The sequence below is a fragment of the Lederbergia panacisoli genome (assembly GCF_024626525.1).
GTDB lineage: Bacteria > Bacillota > Bacilli > Bacillales > Bacillaceae_C > Lederbergia > Lederbergia panacisoli.
In genome coordinates this window covers 25,616-40,029 of the sequence record NZ_JANJGU010000007.1, presented here as the reverse complement: position 1 = coordinate 40,029, position 14,414 = coordinate 25,616, and the positions used below count along the sequence as shown (strand labels likewise).

13 protein-coding genes are annotated in these 14,414 nt (G+C 37.2%); 10 read left to right on the top strand and 3 right to left on the bottom strand.

Features of this window, described 5'->3' with window-relative positions:
* Positions 1 to 6: 6 nt before the first annotated feature.
* The 9 genes from NQ185_RS11280 (at position 7) to NQ185_RS11245 (ending at position 7,734) form a co-directional block, all read left to right on the top strand.
* Positions 7 to 507 (top strand): GNAT family N-acetyltransferase, encoded by a 501-nt coding sequence (locus tag NQ185_RS11280; RefSeq protein ID WP_257581891.1) that lies wholly within the window; start codon positions 7 to 9, stop codon positions 505 to 507.
* 152 nt (positions 508 to 659) lie between these two features.
* Positions 660 to 1,139, top strand: a complete 480-nt coding sequence (locus NQ185_RS11275; RefSeq protein WP_257581889.1) for an SRPBCC family protein — start codon at positions 660 to 662, stop codon at positions 1,137 to 1,139.
* Positions 1,140 to 1,298: 159 nt separating this feature from the next.
* Positions 1,299 to 1,652, top strand: a complete 354-nt coding sequence (locus tag NQ185_RS11270) for a PadR family transcriptional regulator (RefSeq protein ID WP_257581888.1) — start codon at positions 1,299 to 1,301, stop codon at positions 1,650 to 1,652.
* Positions 1,633 to 2,136 carry a DUF2812 domain-containing protein gene (locus tag NQ185_RS11265; protein ID WP_257581887.1) on the top strand — a complete coding sequence of 168 codons (504 nt, stop codon included), beginning with the start codon at positions 1,633 to 1,635 and terminating at the stop codon, positions 2,134 to 2,136. The genes NQ185_RS11270 and NQ185_RS11265 overlap by 20 nt, the downstream gene beginning before the upstream one ends.
* Positions 2,137 to 2,184: 48 nt before the next feature.
* Positions 2,185 to 4,470, top strand: a complete 2,286-nt coding sequence (locus NQ185_RS11260; RefSeq protein ID WP_257581886.1) for an ATP-dependent DNA helicase — start codon at positions 2,185 to 2,187, stop codon at positions 4,468 to 4,470.
* A gap of 70 nt (positions 4,471 to 4,540) precedes the next feature.
* Positions 4,541 to 4,768, top strand: a complete 228-nt coding sequence (locus NQ185_RS20165; protein ID WP_307000794.1) for a YhgE/Pip domain-containing protein — start codon at positions 4,541 to 4,543, stop codon at positions 4,766 to 4,768.
* 63 nt (positions 4,769 to 4,831) lie between these two features.
* Positions 4,832 to 6,709: a YhgE/Pip domain-containing protein gene (locus tag NQ185_RS11255; protein ID WP_307000792.1), complete on the top strand. Its 1,878-nt coding sequence runs from the start codon at positions 4,832 to 4,834 to the stop codon at positions 6,707 to 6,709.
* Positions 6,710 to 6,792: 83 nt separating this feature from the next.
* Positions 6,793 to 6,960 (top strand): hypothetical protein, encoded by a 168-nt coding sequence (locus NQ185_RS11250; protein ID WP_257581885.1) that lies wholly within the window; start codon positions 6,793 to 6,795, stop codon positions 6,958 to 6,960.
* 60 nt (positions 6,961 to 7,020) lie between these two features.
* A complete protein-coding gene (locus NQ185_RS11245; protein ID WP_257581884.1) occupies positions 7,021 to 7,734 on the top strand; it encodes an EcsC family protein in 714 nt (237 codons plus the stop codon).
* A 26-nt stretch (positions 7,735 to 7,760) separates the two neighbouring features.
* On the opposite strand, the gene mprF is transcribed toward NQ185_RS11245, so the two are convergent.
* Both mprF and NQ185_RS11235 read right to left on the bottom strand, forming a co-directional pair.
* Positions 7,761 to 10,262: a bifunctional lysylphosphatidylglycerol flippase/synthetase MprF gene (mprF, locus tag NQ185_RS11240; protein ID WP_257581883.1), complete on the bottom strand. Its 2,502-nt coding sequence runs from the start codon at positions 10,260 to 10,262 to the stop codon at positions 7,761 to 7,763.
* A gap of 157 nt (positions 10,263 to 10,419) precedes the next feature.
* Positions 10,420 to 11,037 (bottom strand): TetR/AcrR family transcriptional regulator, encoded by a 618-nt coding sequence (locus NQ185_RS11235; protein WP_257581882.1) that lies wholly within the window; start codon positions 11,035 to 11,037, stop codon positions 10,420 to 10,422.
* A gap of 118 nt (positions 11,038 to 11,155) precedes the next feature.
* Between NQ185_RS11235 and NQ185_RS11230 the strand changes: the two genes are divergently transcribed.
* Entirely contained in the window at positions 11,156 to 13,390 is a 2,235-nt protein-coding gene (locus NQ185_RS11230; RefSeq protein WP_257581881.1) for an MMPL family transporter, read from the top strand.
* A gap of 43 nt (positions 13,391 to 13,433) precedes the next feature.
* Here the strand turns inward: NQ185_RS11230 and uvsE are convergent, their stop codons facing one another.
* On the bottom strand, positions 13,434 to 14,399 hold the full coding sequence (uvsE, locus tag NQ185_RS11225) for a UV DNA damage repair endonuclease UvsE (RefSeq protein WP_257581880.1): 966 nt from the start codon (positions 14,397 to 14,399) through the stop codon (positions 13,434 to 13,436).
* Between the last annotated feature and the right edge of the window lie 15 nt (positions 14,400 to 14,414).

Below are 14,414 nucleotides of genomic sequence, written 5' to 3'. Positions count from 1 at the left end.
TCAAACATGAAAATTCGTGATGCAAAACTAGATGAATTAGATTTTATTCGCGAGCAACGAGTGGCTGCTTATGCGGAGCATTCAGCGGCAATTCCAGCTGCGCATTGGCAAGCGCTGAGGCAGGCTATTTCTTCAGAAGCTGAACGCCAGGATGGTGTTGAACTGATAGTGTGTGAACTGGATGAAAAAATAGTCGGTAGTGTCGTCTTGTTTCCTGCTAAAACAGATGCATATGAGGGTAAAGTAGAAGAGTTAGATTATCCAGAAATCCGAATGCTTGCCGTTACTCCTGAAAATCGTGGCAAAGGTATAGCTTCCGCCTTAATTGCTGAATGCATAAGAAGATCTAAAGCCAAAAATCACAAATTTATTGGACTACATACTGGAGAGTTTATGAAACAGGCGATCCAGCTTTACACTAAACACGGCTTTGAGCACTTGCCACAATATGATTTTGTGCCGGCAGATGATGGGATTGTAGTTAAAGCCTTTCGATTGGGGATATAATGCAGTGACAATCACATAAACGGGTTCCACCTAGAAATCAGACAGTACTTGGTTCATTTCTATCCTTTCTCTTTGTTTTATCCTGTACATATCTTTTTGCTGGGGTACACTAATAAACGTAAAATTATTTACAAAATAATGGAGGAACCACAATGCTTGCTAAACTACTAAAAACAGAACGCGGTTACCTAGCTCAATTTAATCGCTTCTTAAATCATCCAGTGGGAAATGTATGGGGCATGTTGACGGACAACGATAAATTACCTCAATGGTTTTCTGAACTTCGTGTAAAGGATCTTCGCGAAGGTGGGGCATATACTTTTAATATGGGAGATGGGAATCTCATAGAAATGCCTATCCTTGAATTAAAAATTCATTCTGTATTAGAATTCACCTGGGCGGATGATGTCGTGCGATTTGAATTACATCCAGACTCAGCAGGATGTCAGTTCATATTAAAAGAAAAGATTAATAAAATAACAGACCACACACCGAGAGACCTAGCAGGATGGCATGTGTGTCTTGATGTGATTAGTGCATTACTAGACGGAAGAACTATACAAAATCGTAAAGCGGAGTGGGAGAAGTGGTATCCTAAGTATGTTGAAGCTGTGGGTGAAATAACCAAATAACAACATTACATTAAGACTGGGCTAGCTGCTTCAGTCCTTTTTTATGCCCATTTTTAAAAAACATATTGCAAAGATAAATACAATTTGCTAATATATCGTTAAACGATATATTGATACGCGATATAGCAATAGACGATATATAAAAGCAGGTGAATTTGGATGAAACAAATTGAAGATTATTTACCGCTATCACAAGCGACTTATTATATATTGTTGTCGCTAAGGGAAGTGCGGCATGGATATGCGATTATGCAGGATGTTGAAGAAATAAGTCATGGAGAGGTCACGATGGGACCGGGAACGTTGTACGGGGCGCTAGGAAAGCTCGAGAAACAAAAGATTATTGCAAAAGCGGATGTAGATAAGGAGGATAGACGCAAGTATTACCTTCTTACTCCACTCGGTAAAGAAGTTCTCCAGATGGAATACAAGCGCCTTGAATCTCTCGTAAGAAATGCGAGTGGCATCATTAAAGAAATGGAGGGTGAACATGATGACAGTCAAAAAATTTAAGTTATTTACCCCCTCTAATGTTCATAAAGAGGAACAATGGCTTACAGAAATGTCTCAAAAAGGACTGCATTTTACTAAATATCGTTTAGGAATGTATTATTTCGAGGAAGAACCTAACTATTCATATGTCTATCAAATTGATTTTCGTGATGCGGATGACGACTATTTTCAATTATATAAGGATGCAGGCTGGGACCATGTTGAATCATTTATTCAAAAGTTTCATTATTTCCGAATGCCCGCTAATCAGGAAAATATTAAAAAAATATATTCCGATCGTGAGTCAGTGAAAGAAACATTTCAACGGATGATTCAATTTTATTTAGTGATGTTTCTTGCCTTGTTGGGATGTCAAGCCGGTTTAATTGCTACTTGGAAAGGGTATGTCTTTCAAATAATCGCCGCAAGCTTAGTGGGACTAGTTTTTATTCTTTATTTGTATGTATTTTTCACTCTCAAACGAAAAATTGATTATTATAAATAACGAACGCATGTGCTACAATAGATATATCCCATTAAAATAGGTGAGAAAATGGATGATCAAATAAAAATAGCCGTGCGTCCCCTTGTAGAATATGTATACCGAAGCGGAAGCATTGAATCAGGCTTTAGAAGTGCTAGTACATTGACTGAGGGAACGAAAGCACATCGCAAAATTCAAAAAAATTATGATGAAGATGCTGAAAGTGAAGTGTTTCTTCAAACTGAGATGGTTTATGATCATCTCCTTTTTGTTATTGAGGGAAGATGTGATGGATTACTTCGTACAAAAGAAGGATTTACTATTGATGAAATCAAATCGACATCTGGAAATCTTCGGGACATTACAGAAGATACATATCCTGTTCACTGGGCTCAGGCGAAATGTTATGCCTATATGTACATAAAACAGCATGACCTCACAGAAATGAATGTCCAGCTCACTTATTTTCAAAAAGAATCGGAAGAGACGAAGAAATTTAGAAAAAGTTATAGCTTTCAAGAATTAGAAGATTTTATGTTTACACTTTTAGAGAGCTATGCTCCTTATGCGAAGTGGATAAAGGAACATGAACGAGAGTTGAAAAAAAGCGCTCGTAATCTTCAATTCCCATATGAATCATATAGAAACGGTCAACGGCAATTAGCGGCCTCAGTATATAAAACAATCGTAGAGAAAAAAACATTATTTGCAACAGCTCCTACAGGGATTGGAAAAACGGTTTCTACCTTATTTCCTGCTGTAAAAGCAATCGGAGAAGGAGACCTCAAGAGAATTTTCTACTTAACAGCCAGAACCACAACTCGTCAAACAGCGGAGGAAGCATTTCGATTAATGGTGAATAAAGGTTTGAATGTGAAATCAGTCACCATTACGGCGAAAGATAAAATCTGTTTTACCGAAGATAAAATATGTACAAAAGAACATTGTCCTTTTGCGGATGGCTTTTACGACAGGATTAATGATGCTGTACTTGATATTCTTTCAAATGAGACAGAGATGTCTAGAAAAGTTATTGAGACATACGCAAGAAAGCACATGGTGTGCCCATTTGAATATTCGTTGGAGTTAGCATACGCCTCGGATGCTGTTATTTGCGATTATAATTATATTTTTGATCCACGTGTATCATTGAAACGTATGTTTGATGAGACAAAAAAACAGACGGTCCTTCTAGTCGATGAAGCGCACAACTTAGTTGATCGAGCAAGAGATATGTATTCAGCGAGCTTGGAGAAAAGGATGTTCTTAGAATTAAAGCGTTTGTATAAACCTAGTCAGGTTTTTGAATCTGCAAAGTTAATAAATGATTTTTTCATTCGTCTCAGGAAGCAGTCGGATGGTGAACAATATCAAGTTTTACAAGAAATAGATGAAGAATTTAATGAGCTTGTTGAAAAATTCATTGAAGATGCGGAGCAAGTATTACAAAGGAGGGGGTCGGAAAGAGAGGATGCCCAAGCTTTGCTCGATGCTTATTTTGCAGCTTTGAGCTGGTCGCGCATCGCTAAGCTGTATGACGAACAATATGTCACATATATTGAAGTAAATCGCAATGAAGTGATGATCAAAATGTTTTGTTTGGATCCTTCCACTGTAGTTTATCAAGCAGGGAAGTCATTTAAATCGCGGGTCTATTTTTCAGCCACATTGTCTCCATTACATTATTTCATGATGATGCTCGGAGGCAAAGAAGAAGATTATACTGTATCGATTCCATCCCCTTTCGCGAAAGAACAGACGGATGTAAAGGTTCAGCCATTATCTACAAGATATCGTGATAGGGAAGGATCCGTATTGCCGATTGTTCGATCACTTGAAGCTGTCATCAAAAAAAGTCCTGGGAACTATATTATTTTCTTTCCTTCTTATCAATATATGAATCGCGTTTTTGAAGAATGGTCGTTATGCAATATGGGGATTCGGACGATTATTCAAGGTCCGGGAATGTCTGAATTTGAAAGGGAAGATTTTTTAATAAAATTTCAACCAGATCAAAAGGAACCACTTTTAGCTTTTGCGGTGCTTGGCGGAATTTTTTCAGAAGGTGTCGATTTAAAAGGTGATCGGTTAAATGGTGTCTTTTTAGTTGGAGTTGGGCTTCCGCAAATAGGCTTTGAACGAGAATTAATTAAGGACTATTTTTCTAGAAATGGACAAAATGGCTATGATATCGCGTATGTGTTTCCTGGGATGAATAAAATCCTTCAAGCCGGCGGACGCCTTATTAGAACAGAAACGGATACAGGTATCATTATGCTTTTCGATGATCGCTATCTTCAGCCCAAATATAAAAAAATGATGCCGGATGAGTGGAGGGACTTTCAGATTTTCTAAATGGTCGGGTTATATAGCTTTTTAATGGGTAAATTAATACATATATCTCATTAAAAAGGGTAAATAAATCATGAAAAGCATCCAAAAGATATACACAAATGACATAAAAAACATCTTTACAAACTGGGCTGCCGCCATTATGATCGGCGGCCTTATTGTACTTCCTTCCCTATATGCATGGCTTAATATTGCGGCGATGTGGGACCCGTATTCAGAAACAGGCAACCTTCCTGTTGCAGTTGTAAATGAGGATCAGGGAGCTAAAATTCGTGATAAGGATATCGATGTAGGGAAATAGCTAGTAAAGACTTTAAAAACAAATAAAAGCATGGATTGGCATTTCACGAATCGGAAGAAAGCAATGGAAGAGGTCGATTATGGCAATTATTTTGCTGTGATTATCATACCAAAGGATTTCTCTGAAAAATTGGCAACCGTCATTTCTGCTAAACCAGAAAAAGCGCAAATGGAATATTACGTTAATGAAAAAATCAATTCGGTTTCACCGAAAATTACCCAAAAAGGAGCCTCTCTTATTGTTGAGCAAGTGAGCAGCAAGTTCATTTCCACAGTAAATGGGGTTATTTTTGATTTGTTCAATGAGATTGGCCTCGAATTGGAGCGCGATCTACCGGATATTGAAAGATTCGAGCGTTACATATTTATACTTGAAAAAAACTTGCCGGAAATCAATCGTGTTTTAAATGAATCACTGTCCGACGCAGCTTCAGCAGAGAACATTCTGAACAAAGCAGAAGGGGAAATTCCGGAGGTCAGGCAGCTTACTAATAATGGACTTGATACCATTAATAAAACAACTGATTTTATAACAGCAGCTGAAGACCGGCTGAATGCCATCGCTCCAACAATTATAACGGATGTGGTGAAGGTTCAGAAGATCTCCGCTGATATTAACAACTTTTTAAACAATGCCCAAAACGTAAATATAGATTTAAGCAAGGGGGAACAGTTACAAAAAAACTTGCAGGATCAGTTTAATAATGCACTGCAAACAATTGATACGATTGAATTATCTTTAATAAAGCTTAAACAGATTAATACCGAACAGGGAGGAGGCGCTGGCAGTGAACAACTGGATGAGTCAATCGCAAAAACGGGTGAATTAAAGGCAGCTTTGCAAACTGTCGGAAGCCAAATAACGGATATTAATCAATTTTTGATCCAGAAAAGGCATGAGATTAAAGATACACTCGAATCAATAAAAGATAAGGCATCTACAGTTCCCGCAAAATTGGATGCTTTTATTAAAGAATATAATGATTCGATTGAGCCGACGATTTTAGCTGATGAAGCGAATGCGAAAAAAACTTTGTCAAATGCGAAAGCGATCTTAACAGAGGCTCAATCCACCTTAACGGAAGTTGAACGAGTTTTAAAAAGTACACAAGGGAATTTAAAAGAAGGTAAAAAGGCGTTAGATTACGCACATGGTCAGTTTCCGTATGTGAATTCAAAGGTAAAAGAACTTGCGGACAAAATTCGAAAAGTAAAAAGTGAAGCAGATATTAATGAAATCATAAATTTACTCCGACATGATCCGAATGCAGAACGTAATTTCTTTGAGGAGCCTGTGAAGCTAAACGAGCATAAACTTTTCCCGATTAAAAATTATGGCACAGGCATGACGCCATTCTATACAGTGCTTTCCATTTGGGTAGGTGCACTTTTGCTCATTTCTCTATTAGCTGTTGATCTACATCAACATGATCTATATACAGGAAGACAAATTTACTTCGGTAGGTTTTTAACCTTTTTAACGATTGGATTTTTACAAACACTTATTGTTACATTGGGAGATGTATTTATTCTTCGTGTATCAGTCAGCGCTCCCTTTTGGTTCGTCATTTTTGGACTTTTTATTTGTCTCGTTTTCATGTTAATTGTCTATTCGCTTGTTTCAGTCTTTGGAAATGTAGGAAAGGCGCTGGCGATCATTATGCTTGTCTTACAAATTGCGGGTTCTGGGGGAACTTATCCCGTCGTACTCCTGCCGAAGTTCTTTCGGATCATCAGTCCGTTTTTACCATTCACTTATGCTGTCGATTTAATGAGAGAATCGGTAGGGGGGATTGTATTGGAAAGGGTGCTGCATGACATTTTATTTCTTTCCGTATTTGGATTAATCGCCTTATTGCTAGGTACATTTTTAAAAGAACCTCTTAGCAAAAAGACGCAAGCGCTATTAAAAAAGTCAAAAGAATCTGGGCTTTTTCATTGATTATGTTGTAATCCATCCTGATTCGTTATATGATTAAATTATATTCTTTATTGAGAACAAACGAGTGAATCAGGAGGGACATAATGGATTTGAAATCTGTACGTCGTTATCAAGAAACATTGGTGCACAGTAAAGACACAGTAAAAGCGGATGTTCATTATAATGAAAAAATACTTCAAACCCTACAAAGAATTGAAACAAAAATCGATGTAATATTGATGCAAAAAGATCGGCGGCACCACATAGAGTGAATCTTTTTAGTTCAGTTTACGTATACTTTTGTACTAGCAAATTTAAGAGGATGATAGGATATGACTGAATATAGTATAAAGGTACAGGATGAGTTGCAGGTTTGGAAAGGAAAAATGCTTAAGCAGTCAAGCCTCATTAATCGAATATCGAAAAAAGCGCAAACGAAAGTTAACAAACTGATTCCTGAAAAAGTGCATGCCGTTATGACGGAAAGTATTAAAAACATGGTAAAAGCAACTTTAGTCGGATCAAACGTAACGACGAAGAAGCATCAAACCCTTGGTATGAATCTTTATGAGAAGGACGAACTACTTAAAGAAAAGCTGTCCACTTATCGAAAAACAGCTGTTATTGAAGGCGCGGGTACGGGTGCTGGCGGAATTTTGCTCGGTTTAGCTGATTTTCCATTATTATTGTCCATTGAGATTAAATTTTTATTTGAAGCGGCTGCCATTTATGGTTTTGATACAAATGAGTATGAAGAGCGCTTGTTTATACTTCACGTTTTTCAACTTGCTTTTTCTAGCGATGAAAAACGAAAGGAAACCTTTCATATTATTGAAAACTGGGAGGAAGAGAAGCAATTTCTAATGGATATGGATTGGCAAAAGTTCCAGCAGGAATATCGAGATTATATTGATTTCGTTAAAATGTTGCAATTGATTCCTGGATTTGGCGCGATCGTCGGTGCATATGCAAACTATAATTTGCTAGATCATCTTGGTGAAACAGCAATGAACGCATACCGATTAAGAACTTTGCAGGCGCAATAAGCCGATTCCCCTTAAGCTAATCGGCTTTAATCCCTTTTTTTACTGATTAAAAGCGTGACCTGCGCCATTGTAAAGGTTAAGGATGACTTTTTTCGGTAAGCCAAATATTTGGGTTCCCATTTATCTGCATATTTTTCCTTGAAATTTCTTAACCCTTTAAAATGGTAAAGAAAATGACCATGTAAAAATAATTGAGCGGCCATTCTTTCGCTTAAAAAAGAAAACTTTGATTGTCCGACATTAGAAAGGGGGGCCATCCCTAAATTAAATGTATGATAGCCTGATTCCTTTGCCCATTCAAACAGAGAAATAAAAATAAAATCCATTGTTCCGGCGGGGGCACCTGGAATAAAGCGCATTAAATCAACAGATATCGTCTTGTCCTCATCATACATAGGCATAATGCTGGCAAAACCAATAATTCCATTTTCTCCTCTTAATACTATGATCTTTGACATATTCAAGTAATGCTCATTGAAATATCCGAGTGAAAAGCTTTTTTCATTTCTGCCATCAAGCCATTTGTCTGAAACCTCTTTTAATACTAGTAATAGATCCGTTTGAAAAGGTGGATCCATAACCTCAATCAAGTAGCCTTCTCTTTCAAATTTATTTTTTATCGCCCTTTTCCCTTTCATTTTCTTTCCGGTAAGTGCAAATTTATCTATATCAAGGAATGCCTCTTCACCTAGTTTGAAAAAGTCAAAACCATATTCATGTAAATGGGGAATGATTTTATTGCTTGCCTCATAGAAAACTAACCTATAACCAAAACGGTCAGCCGTTTCTAGAAATTCTTCGATAGCGGAAGGAAAATCTTCTCTATTTCCTACGGGGTCACCAAGTATAATAATCTTATCGGCATATATTTGATAGCTAAATAGAACGGTTTCGCTTTTATTCCAGAAAACAAATTTATCGTGCAGAAAGATAAGATGAGAAAGCACAGTCCCTTTAAATTTCTCAATATGTTTCATTATTTTTTGCTCCTGATGGATCGAGGGTTCACTCGCGATTAGCTTCGGTTTCCGGATAAAATAACCCAAAACTAAAATGAAACCAGCAATTACGACCCCAATGATCCCGCTGTAGAACAAATCATTATAATCAGTAATGACAAGAGGACGGAGCCTTACAGGAATATTGAACTTTGACGTTGGCAAATTCATATATCCAATTAAGATATACATAGCTGTGATGATGATGACAACAGTAATATCAACAAGGCCCTTCCCCCAAGTTATTACATAACTTTCGCGATAAAATCGCTTTTTAGACAAAAATAAAAGGGAAGCTACAATTAATAAAAATATAGTTTCTTCATAATCAATTCCTTTTAACACAGAAAAGACAGCAGCAAGGGATAGCACTAAAATCGTTAAATAGTAAGCTCTTTTTACCTTATATTCGATCCCTCTGCATAACCCCAAAAGAATAAAGCCTGCGGCAACAGTCAATTGATGTGAAACTTGCATAATTGGCTGCGATAAAAACTTTTCTGCGATTTTTAGCCTGTACAACACGCCTGGTACGGCAGCTGAAAGCAAAAGAATTAGTCCTGATATAAAAATAAGAACGGTTAAAGTGATATGACTAACCCGTTGAAAGAAGATATTCGGCAGGTTATTCCATGAATGATTCCACCTATCCCAATATTCCTTAATGAAAAGGACGACGGCTAATAGGAAAGGAAAAATAAAATAGCCTAGTCGATATAATATGAGCAGAAAAAGTACCTTTTCATCAAGAATCCCGAAGCTTTGCATCCCCCAAAGGAAAACGAGGTCAAATGAACCAATTCCACCGGGAATCATACTGACAATCCCGGCGCAGGAAGCAATGATGAAAATAGGAATTAAGCTAGGTAAAGGAATGGGAATATTTAATAAATATGTTAAATACCAAATAACAAAGAATACAGCTGCCCATTCAAGTGCCGAAACAATTACAAGCTTACCCGCCACCTGGAGTTTTAAAGGTGAACTACTCATTCGCTTATTTTGAAAAATATAAACGCCAATAAATGATGGTAAATATAAAATGACGGCCAATACTGCAAGCATGAGCCACTTCGTATCATGAAACAAAGGGAAATTGCGATATCCAATTGGAATAACCCAAGCGATTAATGAAATTCCAGTAAGATAAAATAGCGTGACAGAAGCAATTGTTTTCAATAATCCTTGTTTTTCTACATCGTATTTTGTATAAAAATAACTTCTTAACATTAAGCCGACAAGGCCGCCAAATCCAATAATATTGGAAAATGTATTCACGATAAAAGACTGTTTTACTAACTTTTTTGGAGATATTTTAATCCCTAGTAGTTTAACGATCATCACATCGTATAAGAACATGGGAGAAACTGCACAAAGCGCAATAATGAAAAATAAAACCACTTCCCAAATTTGGAGTTGGCTTACTTCCTGTTGGAGTAGATTCATATCGACGCCTTTAACTGACTTTTGTATTTCGATGACCGCCAATATTAATAAGAGGAGCGGGAATAAAATTTTTAATATATTCAAAAGCCGCTCTTTCCGCATCTTTAAAATGGTTAACACCTCATTGTTGCTTATATGTTTTGACTTGTTGATTGTACCACTTAAGCAGCCTAATAACACAATGCGGAATCTTTTAGCCAAAAGTTTGAGTGCATTTCGACCTCGGTGTATTTTATTATAATTATTTATTAACCAATCCGTTCCAATAAAATCCTACAAGTTGTTTAGCCATTTCATCAATAGGGAAGAGACGGTTCTCATCAGCATCTTTGTAGTTGCCTACTGTCAATATAGCTACAAAAGCATGAGCAGCTAGTTTGGAGTTGCCTTGTGAAATTTCACCCTTCAACATAGCCTCCTCCAATGCTTCCTCAAGCACCTTATACATTTGTTTTTCCGCATTTTTAATTTCTTGAATTTGTGTTACAGATAAAGAGGTATTAGCCTCATTAAAAAAGCTTTTTACATCAATAGCAATGGTTGCTCGTAAAAAGGAATCGGCAAATGTATATAAACGTTCTTTCAATGGGCGATCGCTCGATAATATTTGATTCATTTGCTTTCTAATCCGCATCATCATTTTAACCATAGCATCAGTAAATAGTTCTGCTTTTTTAGAATAATAGTAATAAACGGTTGCTTTCGTAACTCCGCATGCTTGGGCAACATCATCCATTGAAACAAGTTGATAGCCATGCTCCAAAAACAAACGAGTAGCAACATCTAATATAACGTTTTTAGTTGGTTTTGCTTGTTCGTCCTGCCGTGGTCTTCCTATCGGACGCTGTTTCTGTTCCACGATTTTCTCTCCTTAAACCATAAATTATATAATATTATATCATAAAAAATTTATATCTTGAAAAATTAACTTACCAGTATATATAATTAAAATAAAAATGTGGAGGGAAGTGTTTTAGATGAAATTTCACCCTTTTAATACATGGGGAAAATTCGTTGGTGGCTCGTTATCAAGATGGATTACTTTAGCCATTTGGGTGTTATTGACCCTCGTTTTATCTTTTTCATGGCCAGCCGTAAATACGGTTGAAGATGATTCAGTAGAGGATCTGCCTGCTGCTTCGATGTCTCGGCAGGCAGACATCCTGATTAAAAAGGAATTTCCCAACGATGCAGGTAATCCTGTTTTAATCGTCTGGCATAGGGATGACAAACTGACAGATCAAGATTATGAAGCTATCCAAAAATTGTATTCATCTTTAAATGATGAGCCATTAAACATGCAGACAACTTTACCCCCGCTCGGAAATGTACCTGTTCCCGCACTTGCTCAGAGCTCATCTAAAGACGGCACTTCGATTGTGACTCCCATTTTTTTCGATAAGAACGCTGGGACGGAAATTTTACAAGAAAACATGAAATCATTGGTAGAAAGAGTAAACCAAACGTTAAATGAAGATCCTTTTGAAAAAAAACTTTCTGAACCGGGCTTGCATGTAAGATTATCCGGTCCTGTAGGTATACAGACAGATGCAGCCAACTTATTCAGTCAAGCAGATGTAAAATTGTTAATTGCGACCGTATTATTAGTCTTAATTTTATTAATTCTTTTGTATCGTTCTCCGTTTATGGCCATCATACCTTTAATTGTGGTCGGCTTTGCATACGGATTGATAAGCCCCATTTTAGGATTTCTTGCAGATCACGGTTGGATTACCGCCGACGCTCAAGGAGTTTCTATTATGACGGTCTTATTGTTCGGAGCAGGAACGGACTATTGCTTGTTTTTGATTTCAAGATATCGAGATACTTTGCTTCATGAAGAAAACAAATTTAAAGCACTCCAAACGGCAATCAAGGAATCTGGTGGAGCTGTTACGATGAGTGCCTTGACAGTTGTAATTGGATTGGCGACATTGGGTCTTGCTCATTACGGCTCTTTTCATCGGTTTGCAGTGCCTTTTAGCTTAGCCGTACTATTGATGGGCATAGCTGCATTAACTCTTTTGCCAGCTTTACTAGCTATTTTTGGCAGAGCGGCGTTTTATCCATTTATACCTCGAACAATAAAAATGACGGAAGCATTATCAAAAAAGAAAGGGAGCACGATTAAACAAAGAAAAGAAAAGGGGAAATTCAGTAAAGGCTTAGGGCGGATGGTCACTCATCGGCCATGGACTATAATAATATTTGCGCTGATCCTATTAGTAGGCTTAGCTTCATTTGTTCCACGCATCCATTATACGTATAATTTATTGGAATCATTTCCAAAAGATATGCCATCTAGAGAAGGTTTTGATTTAATCGCAAATCATTTTTCTGCTGGTGAGCTTGCACCTGTCAAAATTGTAATTGATACGGAAGGAAAGCATGAGGAATGGATGGAGCGGCTAGAACAAATTGCATTTATTGAAAGTGTTATGAATCCATTACAAGGCAAAAACAATTTGCAACTACAATTATATGAAGTATCGTTAAAAGAAAATCCTTATTCAGTAGAGGCGATCAATCGAATCCCAGAGTTACGGGACTATCTGAAGGAGATAATGGATAAATCCGGAATAAAAGATGCAGAAAGTCACTTTTGGATTGGGGGAGAAACGGCTGCCCTTTATGATACAAAAGTAACAACAGACAGAGACCAATCCGTCATTATTCCAGTCATGATTAGTATCATCTCTTTATTGCTTTTATTGTACTTACGTTCTCTGACAGCGATGATTTATCTGGTAGCAACGGTTGTTCTGTCATTCTTCTCGGCTCTTGGGGCAGGATGGCTTGTCCTTCATTATGGATTAGGAGATTCGGCTATCCAAGGTGCCATTCCATTATACGCATTTGTTTTTCTTGTGGCTTTAGGGGAAGACTACAATATCTTCATGGTTTCAGAAATATGGAAAAACAAACGAATTCAAAATCATCAAGAGGCCATCTCCAATGGTGTCATCCAAACGGGAAGCGTCATTACATCTGCCGGTTTAATTTTGGCAGGAACGTTTGCGGTATTGGCTACACTTCCAATTCAAGTCCTTGTGCAATTTGGAATCGTCACTGCTATAGGAGTACTTCTAGATACATTTATTGTTCGACCGCTCCTTGTGCCTGCTATTACGACTGTCCTTGGCCGATATGCCTTTTGGCCAGGAAAGCTATGGCGAAAGAAAGACGTTTCAGCAGAAAAGTCCTCCATATAGTAATGAACGAATTCCGAGTATCTTAGTCAATGCTCGGAATTCGTTATTTTATATAAAAGGATGAACCATCAACGATTTCAACGTCTTCCCTTTTTCGACAGTCATCCATTAATTTAAAAAGGGCCTCATCTTTTTTCTTTGCCTCAATCATGCAGTCAATTTGCGGGATAGTCCCTTTAATTTCTTTTAAAAAAGTGAAAAACATTTCAACATCGACATAATCTGAATGATGACGAAAAGCTTTCTCACTTTTTGGACTGGATATATGCATTTTTATGGGGAATGGAGAGGTTGTCCATGTTTGGATTACTCGTTCCCAATTAGACTGCCAATCACTATTTTGATGGTGGGCAAGATGATGGTGATAATCAAAAGCAAGAGGAATGCCTAGCTTTTCACACAAGTATAAGGTATCTTCCAAAGTAAAAGATTTATCATCATTTTCGAGCATAATCATTTTTTGTATTCCTCGAGGGACAACCATCCAATTTTCTACAAATCGTTCAAGTGAATTTTCTGTTTCCTTATAATTACCTCCAACATGCATAACACAGCGATGAGTTGGATTAAGATCCATCCCCTTTAATAATAAATAATGGTGTTTTAATGTAAGGATGGAGTTTTTCAAAACATCTGGCTTTAACGAATTAATAAGGACAAAGTGGTCGGGATGAAAGTCAACTCTCAAATCATGTTCTTTAATGAAGGTCCCAATCTCAAGAAGCTTTTCCTGAATAGGAGTTAAATAATCCCAATCTTGAAGTGCTTCATGGGTTGCCAAAGGGATAAGTCGAGATGTCATTCGGTAAAAATGAATGTCGTATGCAACGTTATGTCTTAGTAGACGTAATGTATTTTGTAAATTGGTTAAGGCAATTTGTTCCAACTTTCGTATTGCTGCCTCGCGATCTTTTAGTTTTTGGAAATTTGCATATGTCATTGTTTTTGACGGTGAAGCATTTTGAAGCTCCATGCTTAAAGCAACATAGCCAAGACGCACAAGTGTCATTTTTCCACCTCCGTT

Bases quoted from the DNA above. Each gene is read 5' to 3' on its own strand.
- NQ185_RS20165 (WP_307000794.1), top strand. From the start codon at position 4,541: ATGAAAAGCATCCAAAAGATATACACAAATGACATAAAAAACATCTTT.
- NQ185_RS11270 (WP_257581888.1), top strand. From the start codon at position 1,299: ATGAAACAAATTGAAGATTATTTACCGCTATCACAAGCGACTTATTAT.
- NQ185_RS11230 (WP_257581881.1), top strand. From the start codon at position 11,156: ATGAAATTTCACCCTTTTAATACATGGGGAAAATTCGTTGGTGGCTCG.
- NQ185_RS11245 (WP_257581884.1), top strand. From the start codon at position 7,021: ATGACTGAATATAGTATAAAGGTACAGGATGAGTTGCAGGTTTGGAAA.
- NQ185_RS11275 (WP_257581889.1), top strand. From the start codon at position 660: ATGCTTGCTAAACTACTAAAAACAGAACGCGGTTACCTAGCTCAATTT.
- NQ185_RS11250 (WP_257581885.1), top strand. From the start codon at position 6,793: ATGGATTTGAAATCTGTACGTCGTTATCAAGAAACATTGGTGCACAGT.
- NQ185_RS11255 (WP_307000792.1), top strand. From the start codon at position 4,832: ATGGAAGAGGTCGATTATGGCAATTATTTTGCTGTGATTATCATACCA.
- NQ185_RS11265 (WP_257581887.1), top strand. From the start codon at position 1,633: ATGACAGTCAAAAAATTTAAGTTATTTACCCCCTCTAATGTTCATAAA.
- uvsE (WP_257581880.1), bottom strand. From the start codon at position 14,399: ATGACACTTGTGCGTCTTGGCTATGTTGCTTTAAGCATGGAGCTTCAA.
- NQ185_RS11260 (WP_257581886.1), top strand. From the start codon at position 2,185: ATGGATGATCAAATAAAAATAGCCGTGCGTCCCCTTGTAGAATATGTA.
- NQ185_RS11280 (WP_257581891.1), top strand. From the start codon at position 7: ATGAAAATTCGTGATGCAAAACTAGATGAATTAGATTTTATTCGCGAG.